The organism is Dawidia cretensis (genome assembly GCF_018598175.1).
Taxonomy (GTDB): domain Bacteria; phylum Bacteroidota; class Bacteroidia; order Cytophagales; family Cyclobacteriaceae; genus Ohtaekwangia; species Ohtaekwangia cretensis.
Window position 1 is genome coordinate 129,474 of sequence record NZ_JAHESE010000003.1, and the last position, 15,088, is coordinate 144,561.

Sequence of the window (15,088 nt, forward strand, 5' to 3'; positions counted from 1 at the left end):
TAAAATTCGTTGCTATAGCGATGGACTGGGGAGAGGGACTTTTTAGAGAGTTGGTAGAGCATTCCGAGGATATTCATATCGTCGCAGATAGGGGATTAATCATTCGCTACGTTTCTTCGTCCGTAGCCAAAATCCTGGGCATTGAGCCCGTTTCTTTATTGGGCCGCAACATCCGCGAGTTCATTCAGCGCGAAAAGTTTGAAAACCTTACAACACATCTTCACGAGGGTACGGGCAAATTCACCCATGAATTTATGCTGCCCGGTGCCGACGCGCAGATGGTATACTTCGACGTTTCGGCTTCCCAGCTGCTCGACCGGCAGGAGTTCACAGGCGTCATTTTTAAGCTCAATGACATCACCGAAAAGAAATTGCGTGAAGACGAGCTGATCCGCTCCAACCGCCAGCTGGACCAGGTCATCTATAAAACCACCCACGACCTGAAGGCGCCCGTAATGTCGGCGCTGGGATTGGTTAAAATCGCTGAGATGGTGCCGGATGGGGAAAAGGACCAGTACATCAGCATGATCAAAAAAAGCCTGCTCCGCCTCGACTCCTTTATCGAGGAAATGAATGACTTTTATCGCAACGAGAAGCTGGCCGTACAACGCGAAAAGGTCAGCATCGAGCAACTTCTGCTGGAAGAATGGGACAATCTTAAAAACCTCTACCCCGACAATACCGTTGATGTTTTTTGGGACGTCCACGAAGACTGCGAATGGCATTCCGACCGTTTAAGAGTAAAAACAGTCGTTACAAATATACTTTCGAACGCTATAAAGTACATGGACTTGCAAAAGCAAAACCGATTTATCAAAATTGCAGCGCGAGTTACGGAAGAGTTTTGTGACATAAGCTTTGAGGATAATGGGATCGGCATCGACCCTTTATACCAGGAGAAAATCTTCGATCTGTTTTTTAGAGCAACAGACCGATCGCAAGGAACCGGTCTCGGCCTGTTTATTGTTAAAGACACACTGGAGCGATTGGAGGGAGAAGTTAAAGTAGTTTCGAATCAAGGACAGGGAACGACGTTCCACGTCAGAATACCAAATCAAATACACCAGTCCGTAGGGGTTGGGTGAAGATACACGCACGGGGTCACAGAGTTTTTATAGAGAGGGTCTTTTCTTTGTGTGCTCTGTGCGTTTTTAAGGTCTTATGGAAGGCAAACGAACCTTCCACGCGAAGAAACACGCACGGGGTCGCAGAGTTTTTATAGAGAGGGTCTTTTCTCTGCGCGCTCTGTGCGTTCCTTTTACCCCTCCGTGCAACTTACATTATACATTTCCCCAAAAATTACAGTTGTTTTGTTAGTAACTTTATCGCTATGACCTACACCGATCAGGTAGGAAACAATGTTACTACATACAACGGCACCCCTGAAAGGATTATATCGCTGGTGCCATCGCAAACCGAGCTGCTGGCCGACGTCGGCCTCGAACAGCACGTGGTAGGTATTACAAAGTTTTGTATATACCCGCCGTCCTGGCGCGAAACCAAAACGATCGTTGGCGGTACGAAGAACTTTCACTTCGAGACCATTCATAGCCTGAAGCCCGATCTGATTATCGGCAACAAAGAAGAGAACTATCAGGAGGGGATTGTAACCTTACAGGAGACACATCCGGTATGGCTAAGCGACATCGTGACACTGGAAGACGCCCGGCAGATGATCTTAGCCATTGGCACGCTTACGGGCCGCCTGCCGGCTGCCACTACCATTGTAGACCGCATCAACACAGCGTTTGCCGCTCTCAGGCCCTTGCCGCCAAAACGGGTGGTATACCTCATCTGGCGCGACCCGTGGATGGCCGCCGGCCCGGGTACATTTATTGATACCATGCTGACGGGTCTCGGATTGATCAACGCCGTACAGCAATCGCGTTATCCCACGCTAACGCCCGCCGAATTGGCCGCCCTGGCACCCGACTATATTTTGTTGTCATCAGAGCCGTATCCGTTCCGGCAGAAGCATGTGGAAGAATTGCGGCAACTATGCCCCACTACCCGGTGTATACTGGTCGACGGCGAAATGTTCTCGTGGTATGGCAGCCGACTCATACAAGCGCCGGCGTACTTCAACAGCCTTACGCTGACGTAATGCCAAACGCGTGAAGGTCGTTCCAATAATTAGGATATGATTTCCGTACTACGTCAGGTTGCTCGATCGTTACGTCCATGACGGTGACGAGAGGAGCAAACGCCATCGCCATACGGTGATCTTTATACGTGGCAAACGACGCCGATGCCGGCAATTGTTGAGAAGGAACCAACGTCCAGTGCTCTGTAGAATCCTCTACTAAATCAGCACCAATCTTTCGCAGCTCATTTTGCAGGGCCGCGATGCGGTCAGTCTCTTTAATGCGCAGGCTTTCCAATCCCGTGAAGGAACCGCGAATGCCTTTAGCAGCACACACCACCGCTACCGTTTGGGCCAGGTCGGGACAGTGCGTAAAGTCCCACGCCACGGTAGCCGCACTTTCTTTTTTAGTGAGTGTTAGCAGGCCACCATCGTATACCGCGCGAACGCCAAGTATATCCATGATTTGTACAACAACGGAATCGCCTTGCAGTGATGACTGGAAAAGACGGGGCAGCGATATTGTTGCATCCTGCGCCAAGGCAGTAAATGCAAACCAATAGCTGGCGGCAGACCAATCCGACTCTACGGTAAAGGGCGCGGGTGTATAATGCGTTGGAGGTATTATAACTTTGTCGTCCAGCAGGGTAGAGGAGGCCCCGAAGTGTTTCATCAACGCAGCAGTCATTTCAATGTATGGACGGCTGCCCACCTTGCCTTCCAGTTCCAACGTCAGGCCTTGCGGCAGCATTGGGGCAACCATCATCAGTGCAGAAATAAACTGGCTACTCACATCACCGCGAATGCGGATGGTGTCGCGCTGTTGACCGGCGAAGCCTTGTGTACGCAGTGGCGGATAGCCTTCGCGACCAGTATAGGCAATATCGGCCCCGAGGCTGCGCAGTGCATCTACCAGAATGCCGATGGGACGCTCCTGCATACGCGCGGTGCCGGTGAGCGTCTTCTGCTGTTTGGTGACAGCAAAATATGCCGTGAGGAAACGCATGGTTGTGCCGGCATCTTCGACGTCGATGACCGGGTCTGTCGAGCCCACACGGCGGAGCATCAGTTGGGTATCGTTGGCATCCGACAAATTGTGCAGCTCGGCTGTGCCGCCTGCCAATGCGTTGATGATAAGCGCCCGGTTGCTAATGCTTTTCGAGGCGGGAAGAAGTGAAGTGGTACCCTTCAAAACATTCGTTCGCTTCAGGTGAATGGTTGTGCTCAATGGACTATAAAATTTGGTGGGCAAATTACAGTTTGTTCCAGGATATTTTTCCATCCTTTGAAACATTTGCAAATGAATTCAAGTTATGCAAAGTATGAGAACAACTTCAAAAATAGCAGTCTTAAGCCTGGCCTCCGGGGCCTTGTTAGCAGCATGGTTACTTACAGGTGATCGTAAGGTCAGAACCAGACATTTTGTTACCCGCAATACGGTCAACCTGCGCAAGGTTCAAAAGACGGAAGACGAAAAGACCTTCGACGATTCAGAGATCTATTATATCTGAAGTGAACGGTAAAAACGAAGTGCTTCTTTTACCGCCTCAGGGCTGATCTCGCAATCCCATCGCGCGTTCCCGATTCCTTCCTGGAGAACGCACAATATTTTGTTGGCTTTATTTTTCTTGTCTTGTAACGTCAACGTCGTAGCCGCTTCAATATCCTCTTCCATCAGCGCGACTTTTCCATATACAGAAAGAATATACCGGTATAGTTGTTGAAAGTCCGTCGTTGACAACATGCCCCGTACCTCGGCAATATATCCCTCGGCAATAAGCCCTAACGCCACAGCCTCGCCGTGTAAAATGCGTCGGTTGCTACCCAATAAATAACTCTCCACGGCGTGACCAATCGTGTGGCCGGCGTTGAGAATTTTACGCAGACCTTTTTCGGTAGGATCTTCGGTGGTGACACGCGCTTTGAACGCTACCGAGTGACGTACCAGGGTGTTCCAATCCTGGTCGGTAAATGAATTGCGCACAATCACATTCCACATGGCACGGTCGGAGATCAGCGTATGTTTAATCACTTCGGCATATCCCGAGCGGAGCTCAGCGGTAGGCAAAGTCTTCAGAAAGCCGCTGTAGAGTAACGTCATGACGGGTACCTGAAAAACACCGATGTGATTTTTCAGGTGTTGAAAGTCTACACCCAGCTTGCCACCAATGCTGGCATCGACCTGCGCCAGCAACGTAGTGGGTACAAGAATGAAATCAATACCGCGCTTGTACGTTGCGGCACAAAATCCGCCCATGTCGCCCAGCACGCCACCCCCCAATACAATCAACACCGCGTGGCGATCCAGCGCCTGCTCCGTCATGGCTTGCCAGATATACGTGCAGGTGTCGAGATTTTTCTGTTCCTCACCACTTTTCACTTCTATAACCTGGTGTGGAGGCAACGCCCGCTCCAACAGCGGGTAGCAGTGCCGCCGGCAGTTCTCGTCTGTGAGAACGGCCACCTGGCTGTATTTTTTTTTCTGAAGGATTGCCAATAAATCATTGGTAGGATCGGCGGAAAACAAAATGTTATCGGGCAGCATCAGTCTTTGCGTAAACTTTTTTTCGAAAGTTATTAAAAACCTGACAACTCCGGGCCCCTCGTTTTTGCTAACGTCTGTAAGCGGGTATATTTGCGCCACTTTTAACAGCGTATGCAGGCACACCCCAGGATTTCATTTGAAGACACCTCGGTGGCATTTTCTTACAAGTCCAATGCCGCCCTACGAAAAGCCAACTTTATATTCTCGCTCGTCAACCATCCGTGGATCTCGTCCATGGCTATTGGGTCGACAAAGCTGGCGTTAAAGCTACACTTGCCGGTCGAGGGGCTGATCAAAAAAACGGCATTCGACCACTTCTGTGGCGGCGTGAGTATTGACAACTGCGACGATGAAGTTCGTACGCTGTCGCGTTACGGTGTCGGCACCATTCTCGACTACTCGGTAGAAGGTGAAGCATCCGAAACGGGCTTTGACCAAACACTTGAAGAAACGCTGCGCACCATTCGCAAAGCGAAAAGCAACCCAAAGGGCATTCCGTTCTCGGTGTTTAAAGTAACGGGCCTTGCCAACATGGAGCTGCTGGAAAAGATCCAACGCCAGGACGCCCTAAGCCCTGCGGAGAACGAGGCCTACCAACGCATACAAAAACGGGTGGACGCGATCTGCAGCCTGGCCCACGCCAGTGGCATTCCCGTGCTGATAGATGCCGAAGAAACCTGGATCCAGGAGCCTGTCGATGCGTTGGCGTATGAAATGATGGCCCGCTATAACCGCGAAAAAGCCATTGTCTTCAATACCTTCCAGCTGTACCGCAAGGCCACGCTGCAAAACCTGAAAGATGCTTTTCGCGAAGCAGTGGAAAAAGGCTATCACCTCGGCGCCAAGCTGGTGCGGGGTGCGTACATGGAAAAAGAGCGCGCGCGGGCCGCAGAAATGGGCTACGAAGATCCGATCCAGCCCGACAAGGCCGCATCTGACAAAGCCTTTACCGAAGCGCTGGAATTTTGTGTCGTCAACTTGCGACAAATGGCTTTTATGTGCGGCTCGCACAACGAGCACAGCAATTTGTACCTCACGCAGCTTATGGAACAGCACGGCATTTCCAGCAACGACGAGCGCGTGTGGTTTGCGCAGCTGTATGGCATGAGCGACAATATCTCCTTTAATCTGGCAAAGGCAGGCTACAAAGTGGCCAAATACATGCCTTACGGGCCGGTGCGGTCGGTCATGCCGTATCTGTTCCGGCGGGCCACGGAAAATACGTCTGTAGCCGGCCAGAGCAGCCGTGAACTGATTCTGATCCGGAAAGAGCTGCAGCGGCGAAGATCGGCGCAATAGCCATCTTCCTTTTCTCCCTATTTCGCGTATTTTTGCGGAAAATTTTAATTGATGCAACTCAGCGAACAGGAGATCATCCGCCGGCAAAAGATGGATGAGCTCAGGAAACTAGGGATTGATCCCTATCCGGCCGATCTTTTTGAAATCAGCACCTCTGCCAAAGAGATCCTGGAAAAATACAAACAGGACGAAAACAATTTCAAGGACGTCTCCCTCGCTGGCCGTATCATGAATACGCGTGTCATGGGCAATGCCTCTTTTGTGGAGCTGCAAGACGAGACGGGCCGCATTCAACTTTACCTGCGCCGCGACGACCTGTGCCCCGGCGAAGATAAAACCCTCTACAACACCGTCTTTAAAAAACTGCTCGACATCGGCGACATCATCGGTGTGAAGGGTTACGCTTTTGTCACCCAGACCGGCGAAACGTCGATACACGTCACCGCGCTGACGGTATTGACCAAATCGCTACGCCCGCTGCCGATCACGAAAGAGACCGTCGACGAGCAAGGCGTCACGCACCGCCACGACGCCTTTACGGACTCCGAGCAACGGTACCGCATGCGGTATGTCGACATGATCGTAAACCCAGGGGTACGCGATACCTTCATTAAGCGCACGCAGCTGGTGAACTCCATGCGTCAATACCTCAACGCCAAAGAATACCTGGAAGTAGAAACGCCTATTCTGCAGCCGTTATACGGTGGTGCCGCGGCGCGTCCTTTCAAGACACACCACAATACGCTGGACATGACGTTGTACTTGCGTATTGCCAATGAGCTATACCTGAAGCGCCTTATCGTCGGTGGCTTCAAGGGCGTCTACGAATTCTCGAAAGACTTCCGCAACGAAGGCATGTCGCGGTTCCACAACCCCGAGTTTACGCAGATCGAGCTGTACGTAGCCTACAAAGACTATAACTGGATGATGGACCTCGTGGAAGAAATGGTCGAAAAAGTCGCCATCGACCTACATGGTACTACCCGCGTAACGGTGGGCGAAAACATCATCGACTTCCAGAGACCCTGGAAACGCTTCACTATGTTCGAGGCCATCCAACACTTTACAGGCATCGATATCTCTACCATGGACGAAGTACAACTGCGCGACACCTGCCGCCAGTTGAACGTGCCGATGGACGAAACCATGGGCAAGGGCAAATTGATCGACCAGATCTTTGGTGAGAAGTGCGAGCACCACCTCATTCAGCCGACGTTTATTACCGACTACCCGGTAGAGATGTCACCGCTGGCCAAGAAACACCGCAGCAAGCCGGGCCTGGTAGAGCGCTTTGAAGCCATCTGTAACCGTAAGGAGATTGCCAACTCGTTCTCCGAGTTGAACGACCCCATCGACCAGCGTCAACGCTTTGAAGAGCAGCTGGAGCTGGGCAAGCGCGGCGACGAGGAAGCCATGACCCTGGACGAAGACTTCCTCCGCGCCCTGGAATACGGCATGCCGCCGACGGCAGGTCTGGGCATCGGCATCGACCGCCTGTCCATGATCATGACCAACTCGGCATCGATTCAGGACGTGCTGTTCTTCCCACAAATGAAGCCCGAAAAGCCTATCGCTGGCTTTGACGAGAAGGAATTTGAAGCTGCCGGCGTACGCCCCGAGCTGATTCCGGTGCTACAAAAGCTAGGCATTCAGTCGCTGGCTCAGATGAAAGAGATGAAAGCCTCCAAGCTTTTCAACGACGTATGCGGTACACGCAAAAAGATGAAGCTCGAGATCACCAACCCTACCCAGGAAGAAGTGGAAGGGTGGTTGAAATAATACCGTATTGATTATCATAAAAAGGCGGTCTCGAATAGAGACCGCCTTTTTTTATAGGTTATCAAAGAAAGGCTTGCGCCGCTCCAGCTTCAGATCCTGGAGCAAGCTGGACTTCACATTAATCACAAAATAGAACTGCTGGAACTGACCGAAAGGCGTCCAGTTCACGCTCATGGTCCAGCAGTGCAGGTCGCGGTTAATACCCAGCTGCGTAATAGAGAACTCGCCGTCTTCAAAGTGGTAGCCTGTGCTATAGGTAAACTTCCATTGCTTCGAGAGTGAGAAGTCGCCATTGGCCGTGACGGTCTGCGTAATCCTGGCTGCGGCGTTGACCGGGTGAGAGTACGCGGCGTTATAACTCAGGTTCAAGCTCCACGGTATGTCAAAGTCTACGTAGGCGTCGGGGTTTTCAATGAGAAAATCCTTCTCTTGTTGTGGCAGGTCAGATTTGGCAATTTTATCGCGTGTGCTATTATTTTTATCGCGGGCTTTGGGGTTTAGGTTCGTGCTAATGGCTACGGTGGCGCTGGTGATCCGCCCGGCTTTTCCGTCTTTCCAGGCATACTGTTTCGAGCGATACTCGACGGTGCGACCCGTTTCAGCATTGAAGAGAGAGTCCCGATACACATACGGATCCAGCGTAGCGGAGGCGTTCAGGTTAAACATGTTGTCGAGAATGTTGGTGTTCGCGGCGATACCAATCGGCGCCAGCTTGAACGAGTCAGCCATCAGGTTATAGCTGGTGTTAAACGACAGGTTATTCAACAGCATCACCTTGCGTGCAACGGAATCCTGTTCCCCTTGCACTTTCATTTCCACGTTGTTACCCAGGCTGAAGCCGATCGAGCCGCTTCGGCCGGTGGTAGAGCCGCCATAGACGGAGCCTTCGTGCCTGGATCTATAATAGAAAGGTTTGTTGTCATAGTATACTGGCGTATATACCGAATCACCCTTTATTTCGTCGAAGGACCTTTTCAATTCTTTCACCGCACCGGCTTTAAAAAAATAGTCGCTGTTCGTGGTGAAGTCCGGAGTATACCCAAAGGACACCGAAGGATTGACTACGTGTCGGATAGCCTTGACTTTTCCTTTCTTAAAGAAATAGGTGCCATACATGCGGGTAGTAAGGCTGGTGCTTACGGAATAGTTCACAATGGTATTGAATCCATTTGTGGTATCCTTGACGTACATCTGGCCCCGGCTGTTAAATGCATAATTAAGCTTTTCCCAATACGATTTCGATTCTATCGAGATCGACGGCGACATGGTAAAATACTTGAACGCTTTAAAAGAGTACGAGATCGGTACCGATTGACGAATACCTTTCCGCCCGTTCGTGAAGAACCGACTAAAATTGGCCGCGGTAAACGGCGCAATGCTGTCTTGCGTGGCGTTAATGGTGCGCCGCCCCAAGTTGTTGGTTACACGGTTCTGTGCCGTTAGCGAATACGAAATCGAAAAGTTATCCAGCACACCGATCTCACCCGATTTCTTTTGGAAAGGATAAATGTTCGTCATATTGGCCGTTAGCGTCGGCAGCGCCAGGTCCACATTTTTTGTAACGATGTCCTGGTTGTGGCTGGCATTAAGTGCCATGGTAAAAGGCGTGCCGGCAAAGCGATGGCTATACGACACGTTCGAGCTCAGCTTCGTAGAGATGTTGCTCAGTGCCGCCGTGTACTGGGCATTGGGACTACCATACGACAAGAAGTTGTTCCGGTTGAAGGTAGACGTGGCGGCGTTAACAGAGGCCGAGAAACGTCCGTTGCCCTTCGACTGGGGCGAGTGGCTCCATGTCAGGCGGAAGTCTTCTGTATAATTGTTAGTCTCGATCTTATCGTCGGTATCCGAGTTACGCGAATAGGCAAAGTTCACCGTGCCGCTATATGCATACCGCTTCAGATAGCTGGAGTTAGCATAGACAGCGTGGCCTCCTTTCGAGTAAATATCGCCCGTCAGGGCCAGCTTGACATATTCGCTGATGTCGAAGAAATATCCGCCGTTACGCAGGTTGAAGCCGCGGCGGCGCTCTTCGCCGTAAGACGGGAAGATAATACCCGATGAGCTTTTCCGTGGCGATGGAAACATACCAAACAGGAAACCCAGGGGAAGGGGAATCTCGTTGAACTCAAAATAAAAAGGCCCCGAGACAATCTTGTCGTGTGGTATGGCTTTGGCCTTACTGGAAATAATGCGGAAGTGCGGATGTTCGAGGTTACACGTGGTGTAAGAGTTGTGAAGGCTAAGGACCTCGTTCTTCTCGTTTTTGAAAGCTGCGCGTGAGCTGACATAGCCTTCGCCCTGCGTGGTGACAACCTCACTGATACGCGCACGGCGGGTCTTGAAGTTGTAGACAATATCTTTGGTTTCGTACAGCTCGGCACCATTTTTAAAGATAGGATATCCCACACGGTGGCCAAGCGAGTCGCGGCGGCCGTGTGCGGTAAGGGTATTGTTGGCGTAGTCAATAATAATTTCTTCGGCCTCGAGCTCGATTTCGCCGTATTTAATCTTCGCGTCACCATACAACCAAACCATCTGGTTGTCCAGGGTGGCCCGGATCGAGTCCTTGGCCGAATAATTGATAGTAGTCTCAATGTCGCCCTTGGGTGGCGGAGTTTTGACCGTATCGGATTTGAGCGTATCCTTGGCTGTTGTCCCCAGTGGCGGAATTGAATCGGCCGAGGTCGGAATGGAATCGTTCGGAATACTAATAACCTCCTGTGGGGTTTTAATACGGGGTTCCACTTGCGCGGCGGCGACAGTGCTGATGAGCAAAAAAAGGAGGATACTAAAATGCCGCACAAATACCGGGTTAAAGGTTAGGTTTTTAGCTTTTAGTGAAAAATTCACATTTTTGCGTAAAGTTATTGCAAATACATTGAACATTGTAAGGCCTGTGAGGAATATTGGACTAACCCTGCTTCTGATAGCAATAACCTTGCTAAATTATTTACCCGTTTCTGCTCAGCACGATTCGAAGGTCGATGTGATTGTCATCGACGCCGGTCATGGGGGCAAAGACAACGGTACCCGGGGCAAGAAAGTAAAAGAAAAGGACCTGGCCCTGAAGATCGCCTTGATGGTAGGGGAGTATATTGAAAAAAATGTCCCCGATGTAAAGGTGATCTATACGCGTAAGGACGACCGGTACCTGCCATTGGACGAACGGGCGGCCATTGCCAACAAAGCCAAAGCCGATCTCTTTATATGTATTCACGCCAATGCCAACCCTAACGCGAAGGCCTATGGTACCGAGACCTTTGTCATGGGAATGCACGTGGACGAAAAAAATCTCGACGTTGCCAAGCGCGAGAACTCCGTGATCCTCATGGACAAAGATTATAAGGAACGGTATGAGGGTTTTGAGCCCAACAGCCCCGAATCGTATATACTTTTTACACTCATTCAAAGCGCCTACCAGGAAAGCAGCCTCAAGTTCGCCCAAAAGGTAGAAGGACAATTTAAAAATAAAGTAGGCCGTGTAAGCCGCGGCGTGAAGCAGGCTGGATTTGTCGTGCTCTGGCGCACCACCATGCCCAGCGTGCTGATCGAGACAGGCTTCCTCTCCAACACGGCAGAAGAGGACTTTTTGGCCACAGAACAGGGCCAGGAGCTGGTAGCTTCGGGCATCTACCGTGCTTTCAAAGAATACAAAAACGAAGTGGAATCCATAAAATCCCTAAATTGACCACCGGAAACGGTACACGGCCTGGGCGGGAATCCATGGACTTCACAGCAACCGCATTTTATACGCATGAAATTATCGAAGGAATTTAAGGTAGGCCTCTTTATGGTAGTGGCCTTCACATTGCTGTACTTTGGCTTCAACTTTCTCAAAGGCTCCGACTTCTTGTCATCCAGCAATAAATATTTCGCCATTTACCAAAACGTCGACAAGCTGACGGAGTCTAACCAGATCTTCCTCAACGGCTACGCCGTGGGCCGTGTAAGCGACATCCAAATCCAGCAACACCTTGACCGTGTGGTCGTGGAGTTGGATATTGATTCGGACATCGTACTGACAGACTCGTCTGTCGCCATGCTGAACGGCGAGCTTCTGGGAGGCCGGTTCATCCAACTCGACATGCACGGCACCGGTGGCCGTGTGCTGGAGGCCGACGACACCATCCGGTCAGAAGTAGCCAAAGGCATCATGGACTTCCTCGCGCAAAATGCCGAACCGGTAGCCACCAGCCTGACGACAACACTGAAAAACGTAAACCGTCTATTGGACGGCCTTAATAACAATAGCGCACGCCTCGACACGATGATGAAGGGCTTGCAAACAACCCCAAGCTTGCTGAACCAAACACTGCGGTCGGCCAACAGCAACATCAACGACCTGGGCACAAACTTCAAATCAGTAGCGACCAACCTCAACGGCACCCTCGAAGAGCTAAAGCCGACGATCGCCAACTTCCACACGCTGTCGGACTCCCTCAAGGTGATGGAGCTCAACCATACCGTTAAGAAAGCACAGCAAAGCCTGACAAAGCTAAATGAGACCCTGGCACTCCTTCACAAAGGCGACAACACCGCCAGCAAACTGTTGACAGAGGACACCCTATACGTGAACCTCAACAAACTGCTGGTATCGTTTGACTCGCTGGCCAAGCACTTCAATAAAAACCCCCGGCATTTCCTATCCCCTTTGGGCAAAAGCAGCAAGACAATCGCGCGTGACCAGGAGCGCCAGCGTAAAGAAGACGAGAAGAAGAAAAAGCAGTAGGATGCGCGTGGCACGTGCCCGGTTTATGGCAACAGTGTCTGGAAGCCCGGACGTACAGTAGACGTAATAATCATTATATGGGATACTATGCACAGCCTTTCGCTGTTGACTTAGAGAAAGTGCGGCAGGTGCTCGGCTCGAAAGACGCGCAATTGGCCGAGCAAATAAAAGCATCTGGTCTTTATGATCACTATGCCAGCGAAAGTGAGGCCGATTTTGAAGAAATTATAGACGCGCTCATATTTCAGTACATCAAACCCGCTGACCGGAAGTCTGGAAGCGGTGGATTTTTTGGGCTCTTTAAAAGCCAGCCTTCCACGGGCCTTGATCCCAAGCTTGCGCATGAGTATGGTTATGCGCTTCTGGTAGCATGCGATGTGTTTGGCACCAGTCTATCTACAGACGATGATATTTTTTATGCCGGCCGGGTCTGGAAGCGCCTGAATGAACTATTGGATAAAGCTGGTGCTACCGTCAACCTCGATCGTATGTGGGGTGAGAAAAACTTGTTTGATATACCGCCGATCAATGACTTTCCAGGCATAAGCCACTATTCCAAACCGGAGATAGAGCACCTGCTGGCCGTGCTGGAAAAGATCCAACCTTCTGAAAAAGATATGGAGTCTGACGATGGCGAAGTATTACAGCTTCTTATCTCGACCTTCACCAACGGCCTTCGCACGTGCCGTGAGAAAGGTGTCGAGTGGGTTTCTTTTATACATTAACGGCCGCTACACGTCGGTGCGACTGGAGCCGTGCCATTTGGAATTGACGAACTTTAGCGATAACATGTGCCTGTTAACCCATCATATTCCCCATGGCCCAGGATTTGGAATTCAACCGCAACGAAGACCAGCTCAAGCAGCTCGTAACACAGCTTCACGCCCGCAGTAAAAAAGTACAGTTAGGCGGTGGCGAGAAGAAGATCGAAGAGCAACATCAGAAAGGAAAGCTCACCGCGCGCGAACGCATTGCCTACCTCATCGACGAGGGATCGGAGCTTATAGAAGTAGGCCTGTTTGCTGGCGATGGCATGTATAAAGAATATGGCGGTTGCCCCTCCGGCGGTGTCGTGACTGGGTTAGGCCACATCAAAGGCCGCCTCGCCGTCATCGTGGCCAACGATGCCACCGTAAAAGCGGGAGCCTGGTTTCCCATCACCGCCAAGAAAAACCTGCGGGCACAAGAGATCGCCATGGAAAACCATCTGCCGATTGTATACCTGGTAGACAGTGCCGGCGTATTCCTGCCCATGCAGGATGAAATATTTCCAGATAAAGAACACTTTGGCCGTCAGTTCCGAAACAACGCGCGGATGTCCTCCATGGGCATTGTACAGATTGCCGCCATCATGGGCAGCTGTGTAGCCGGCGGCGCCTACTTGCCCATCATGTCCGACGAAGCCATGATCGTCGACAAGACCGGCTCCATTTTCCTGGCCGGCTCATACCTGGTAAGGGCCGCCATCGGCGAAGACATCGACAATGAAACCCTCGGTGGTGCGACCACGCACTGCGAGATCTCCGGCGTAACCGACAACAAATTCCCCGACGACAAGAGCTGTCTTAATTATATACGCAACATCTTCGACAAGCTGGGCGCATCTCACAAAGCCGGCTTCGATCGTGTCACCCCCCAGGCGCCCAAGCTCGATTCCCGCGAAATATATGGCATCGTCCCCAGCGATCGCGTCAAGCCCTACGACATGCTGGAGGTGATCAAACGCCTGGTAGACAACTCTGAGTTTGACGAGTACAAAGCCCTGTACGGCAAGTCGCTGTTATGCGGCACCGCGCGTATAGACGGTTGGGCAGTGGGCATTGTAGCGAACCAACGTAAAGTGGTCAAGAACAAAAAGGGCGAGATGCAGATGGGCGGCGTGATCTATTCCGACTCTGCCGACAAGGCCGCTCGTTTTATCATGAACTGCAACCAACGCAAAATACCCCTATTGTTTTTGCAAGATGTGAGCGGTTTCATGGTCGGCAGCAAAGCAGAGCATGGTGGTATTATCAAAGACGGCGCCAAGATGGTCAACGCCATGGCTAACTCCACCGTACCAAAGTTTACTGTTATCGTCGGCAATTCCTACGGCGCAGGCAACTACGCCATGTGTGGAAAAGCCTACGATCCCCGGTTGATCGTGGCCTGGCCCACGGCACAGATTGCTGTCATGAGCGGCGCCTCCGCCGCCAAGACACTGCTGCAGATTCGCGTCAGCTCGATGAAAGCACAAGGGCAGACGTTGTCGAAAGAAGAGGAGGATAAATTATTGAAAGAGATCACCGATCGTTATAACGATCAGTTAAGCCCGTACTACGCGGCCTCGCGCATTTGGGTAGACAACGTGATCGATCCGCTGGAGACTCGCAACGTGATATCAGCCGGTATTGAAGCGGCAAACCACGCGACAGTGGAGCGGTTTAATGCCGGAGTTATTCAGACGTAGACATAAATAAAAAATCCTGGTATCCGATACCACCTGTTAGAAAGAATATGATTTCCAGGATACCTGGAATATCCAGTATATAAATGGATTTAAGGCAGGATCGGAGTGAAGTGTCAATTCTCAATCATTTCTCTTATACCTTTAATGTAGTATTGCCTCTTATTAGATACAGGGCTAATGGATGTTAATCGTCTGTCGCCT

The 15,088-nt window shown here is 51.1% G+C and carries 12 protein-coding genes; 9 read left to right on the plus strand and 3 right to left on the minus strand.

The window, feature by feature from the left end; all coding sequences use genetic code 11:
* Nucleotides 1–20 precede the first annotated feature (20 nt).
* On the plus strand, nt 21–1,085 hold the full coding sequence (locus KK062_RS05705) for a sensor histidine kinase (RefSeq protein ID WP_254083294.1): 1,065 nt from the start codon (nt 21–23) through the stop codon (nt 1,083–1,085).
* Nucleotides 1,086–1,330: 245 nt separating this feature from the next.
* Nucleotides 1,331–2,104 carry an ABC transporter substrate-binding protein gene (locus KK062_RS05710; RefSeq protein WP_254083295.1) on the plus strand — a complete coding sequence of 258 codons (774 nt, stop codon included), beginning with the start codon at nt 1,331–1,333 and terminating at the stop codon, nt 2,102–2,104.
* Here the strand turns inward: KK062_RS05710 and KK062_RS05715 are convergent.
* Nucleotides 2,091–3,311, minus strand: coding sequence for a 3-phosphoshikimate 1-carboxyvinyltransferase (locus tag KK062_RS05715; protein ID WP_254083296.1), 1,221 nt, complete (start codon nt 3,309–3,311; stop codon nt 2,091–2,093). The two genes, KK062_RS05710 and KK062_RS05715, sit on opposite strands and share 14 nt — an antisense overlap.
* 94 nt (nt 3,312–3,405) lie before the next feature.
* On the opposite strand from KK062_RS05715, the gene KK062_RS05720 reads away from it, so the two are divergent.
* Nucleotides 3,406–3,594, plus strand: coding sequence for a hypothetical protein (locus KK062_RS05720; protein ID WP_254083297.1), 189 nt, complete (start codon nt 3,406–3,408; stop codon nt 3,592–3,594).
* Here KK062_RS05720 and aroB read toward each other — a convergent pair.
* The gene (aroB, locus tag KK062_RS05725) at nt 3,585–4,628 is read right to left on the minus strand and encodes a 3-dehydroquinate synthase (protein ID WP_254083298.1); all 1,044 of its coding nucleotides are present in this window, start codon (nt 4,626–4,628) and stop codon (nt 3,585–3,587) included. The two genes, KK062_RS05720 and aroB, sit on opposite strands and share 10 nt — an antisense overlap.
* Before the next feature lie 111 nt (nt 4,629–4,739).
* On the opposite strand from aroB, the gene KK062_RS05730 reads away from it, so the two are divergent.
* Together KK062_RS05730 and lysS are read left to right on the plus strand one after the other, a co-directional pair.
* Nucleotides 4,740–5,927, plus strand: coding sequence for a proline dehydrogenase family protein (locus KK062_RS05730; protein ID WP_254083299.1), 1,188 nt, complete (start codon nt 4,740–4,742; stop codon nt 5,925–5,927).
* Between the two features lie 51 nt (nt 5,928–5,978).
* Nucleotides 5,979–7,706 carry a lysine--tRNA ligase gene (lysS, locus tag KK062_RS05735; protein ID WP_254083300.1) on the plus strand — a complete coding sequence of 576 codons (1,728 nt, stop codon included), beginning with the start codon at nt 5,979–5,981 and terminating at the stop codon, nt 7,704–7,706.
* A gap of 51 nt (nt 7,707–7,757) precedes the next feature.
* Here lysS and KK062_RS05740 read toward each other — a convergent pair whose 3' ends face one another.
* On the minus strand, nt 7,758–10,559 hold the full coding sequence (locus tag KK062_RS05740; protein WP_254083301.1) for a putative LPS assembly protein LptD: 2,802 nt from the start codon (nt 10,557–10,559) through the stop codon (nt 7,758–7,760).
* Between the two features lie 88 nt (nt 10,560–10,647).
* On the opposite strand from KK062_RS05740, the gene KK062_RS05745 reads away from it, so the two are divergent.
* From KK062_RS05745 to KK062_RS05760, 4 genes are all read left to right on the plus strand, one after another.
* Nucleotides 10,648–11,397, plus strand: coding sequence for an N-acetylmuramoyl-L-alanine amidase family protein (locus tag KK062_RS05745; protein ID WP_254083302.1), 750 nt, complete (start codon nt 10,648–10,650; stop codon nt 11,395–11,397).
* A gap of 66 nt (nt 11,398–11,463) precedes the next feature.
* The gene (locus KK062_RS05750) at nt 11,464–12,438 is read left to right on the plus strand and encodes an MlaD family protein (protein ID WP_254083303.1); all 975 of its coding nucleotides are present in this window, start codon (nt 11,464–11,466) and stop codon (nt 12,436–12,438) included.
* Between the two features lie 77 nt (nt 12,439–12,515).
* A complete protein-coding gene (locus tag KK062_RS05755; RefSeq protein WP_254083304.1) occupies nt 12,516–13,163 on the plus strand; it encodes a DUF7691 family protein in 648 nt (215 codons plus the stop codon).
* A gap of 92 nt (nt 13,164–13,255) precedes the next feature.
* Nucleotides 13,256–14,887 carry an acyl-CoA carboxylase subunit beta gene (locus KK062_RS05760; RefSeq protein ID WP_254083305.1) on the plus strand — a complete coding sequence of 544 codons (1,632 nt, stop codon included), beginning with the start codon at nt 13,256–13,258 and terminating at the stop codon, nt 14,885–14,887.
* The last annotated feature ends 201 nt before the right edge of the window (nt 14,888–15,088 follow it).

Excerpts from the sequence above, each read along its gene's own strand:
- KK062_RS05710 (WP_254083295.1), top strand. The coding sequence starts at position 1,331 with ATGACCTACACCGATCAGGTAGGAAACAATGTTACTACATACAACGGC.
- KK062_RS05720 (WP_254083297.1), top strand. The coding sequence starts at position 3,406 with ATGAGAACAACTTCAAAAATAGCAGTCTTAAGCCTGGCCTCCGGGGCC.
- lysS (WP_254083300.1), top strand. The coding sequence starts at position 5,979 with ATGCAACTCAGCGAACAGGAGATCATCCGCCGGCAAAAGATGGATGAG.
- aroB (WP_254083298.1), bottom strand. The coding sequence starts at position 4,628 with ATGCTGCCCGATAACATTTTGTTTTCCGCCGATCCTACCAATGATTTA.
- KK062_RS05750 (WP_254083303.1), top strand. The coding sequence starts at position 11,464 with ATGAAATTATCGAAGGAATTTAAGGTAGGCCTCTTTATGGTAGTGGCC.
- KK062_RS05755 (WP_254083304.1), top strand. The coding sequence starts at position 12,516 with ATGGGATACTATGCACAGCCTTTCGCTGTTGACTTAGAGAAAGTGCGG.
- KK062_RS05730 (WP_254083299.1), top strand. The coding sequence starts at position 4,740 with ATGCAGGCACACCCCAGGATTTCATTTGAAGACACCTCGGTGGCATTT.
- KK062_RS05760 (WP_254083305.1), top strand. The coding sequence starts at position 13,256 with ATGGCCCAGGATTTGGAATTCAACCGCAACGAAGACCAGCTCAAGCAG.
- KK062_RS05705 (WP_254083294.1), top strand. The coding sequence starts at position 21 with ATGGACTGGGGAGAGGGACTTTTTAGAGAGTTGGTAGAGCATTCCGAG.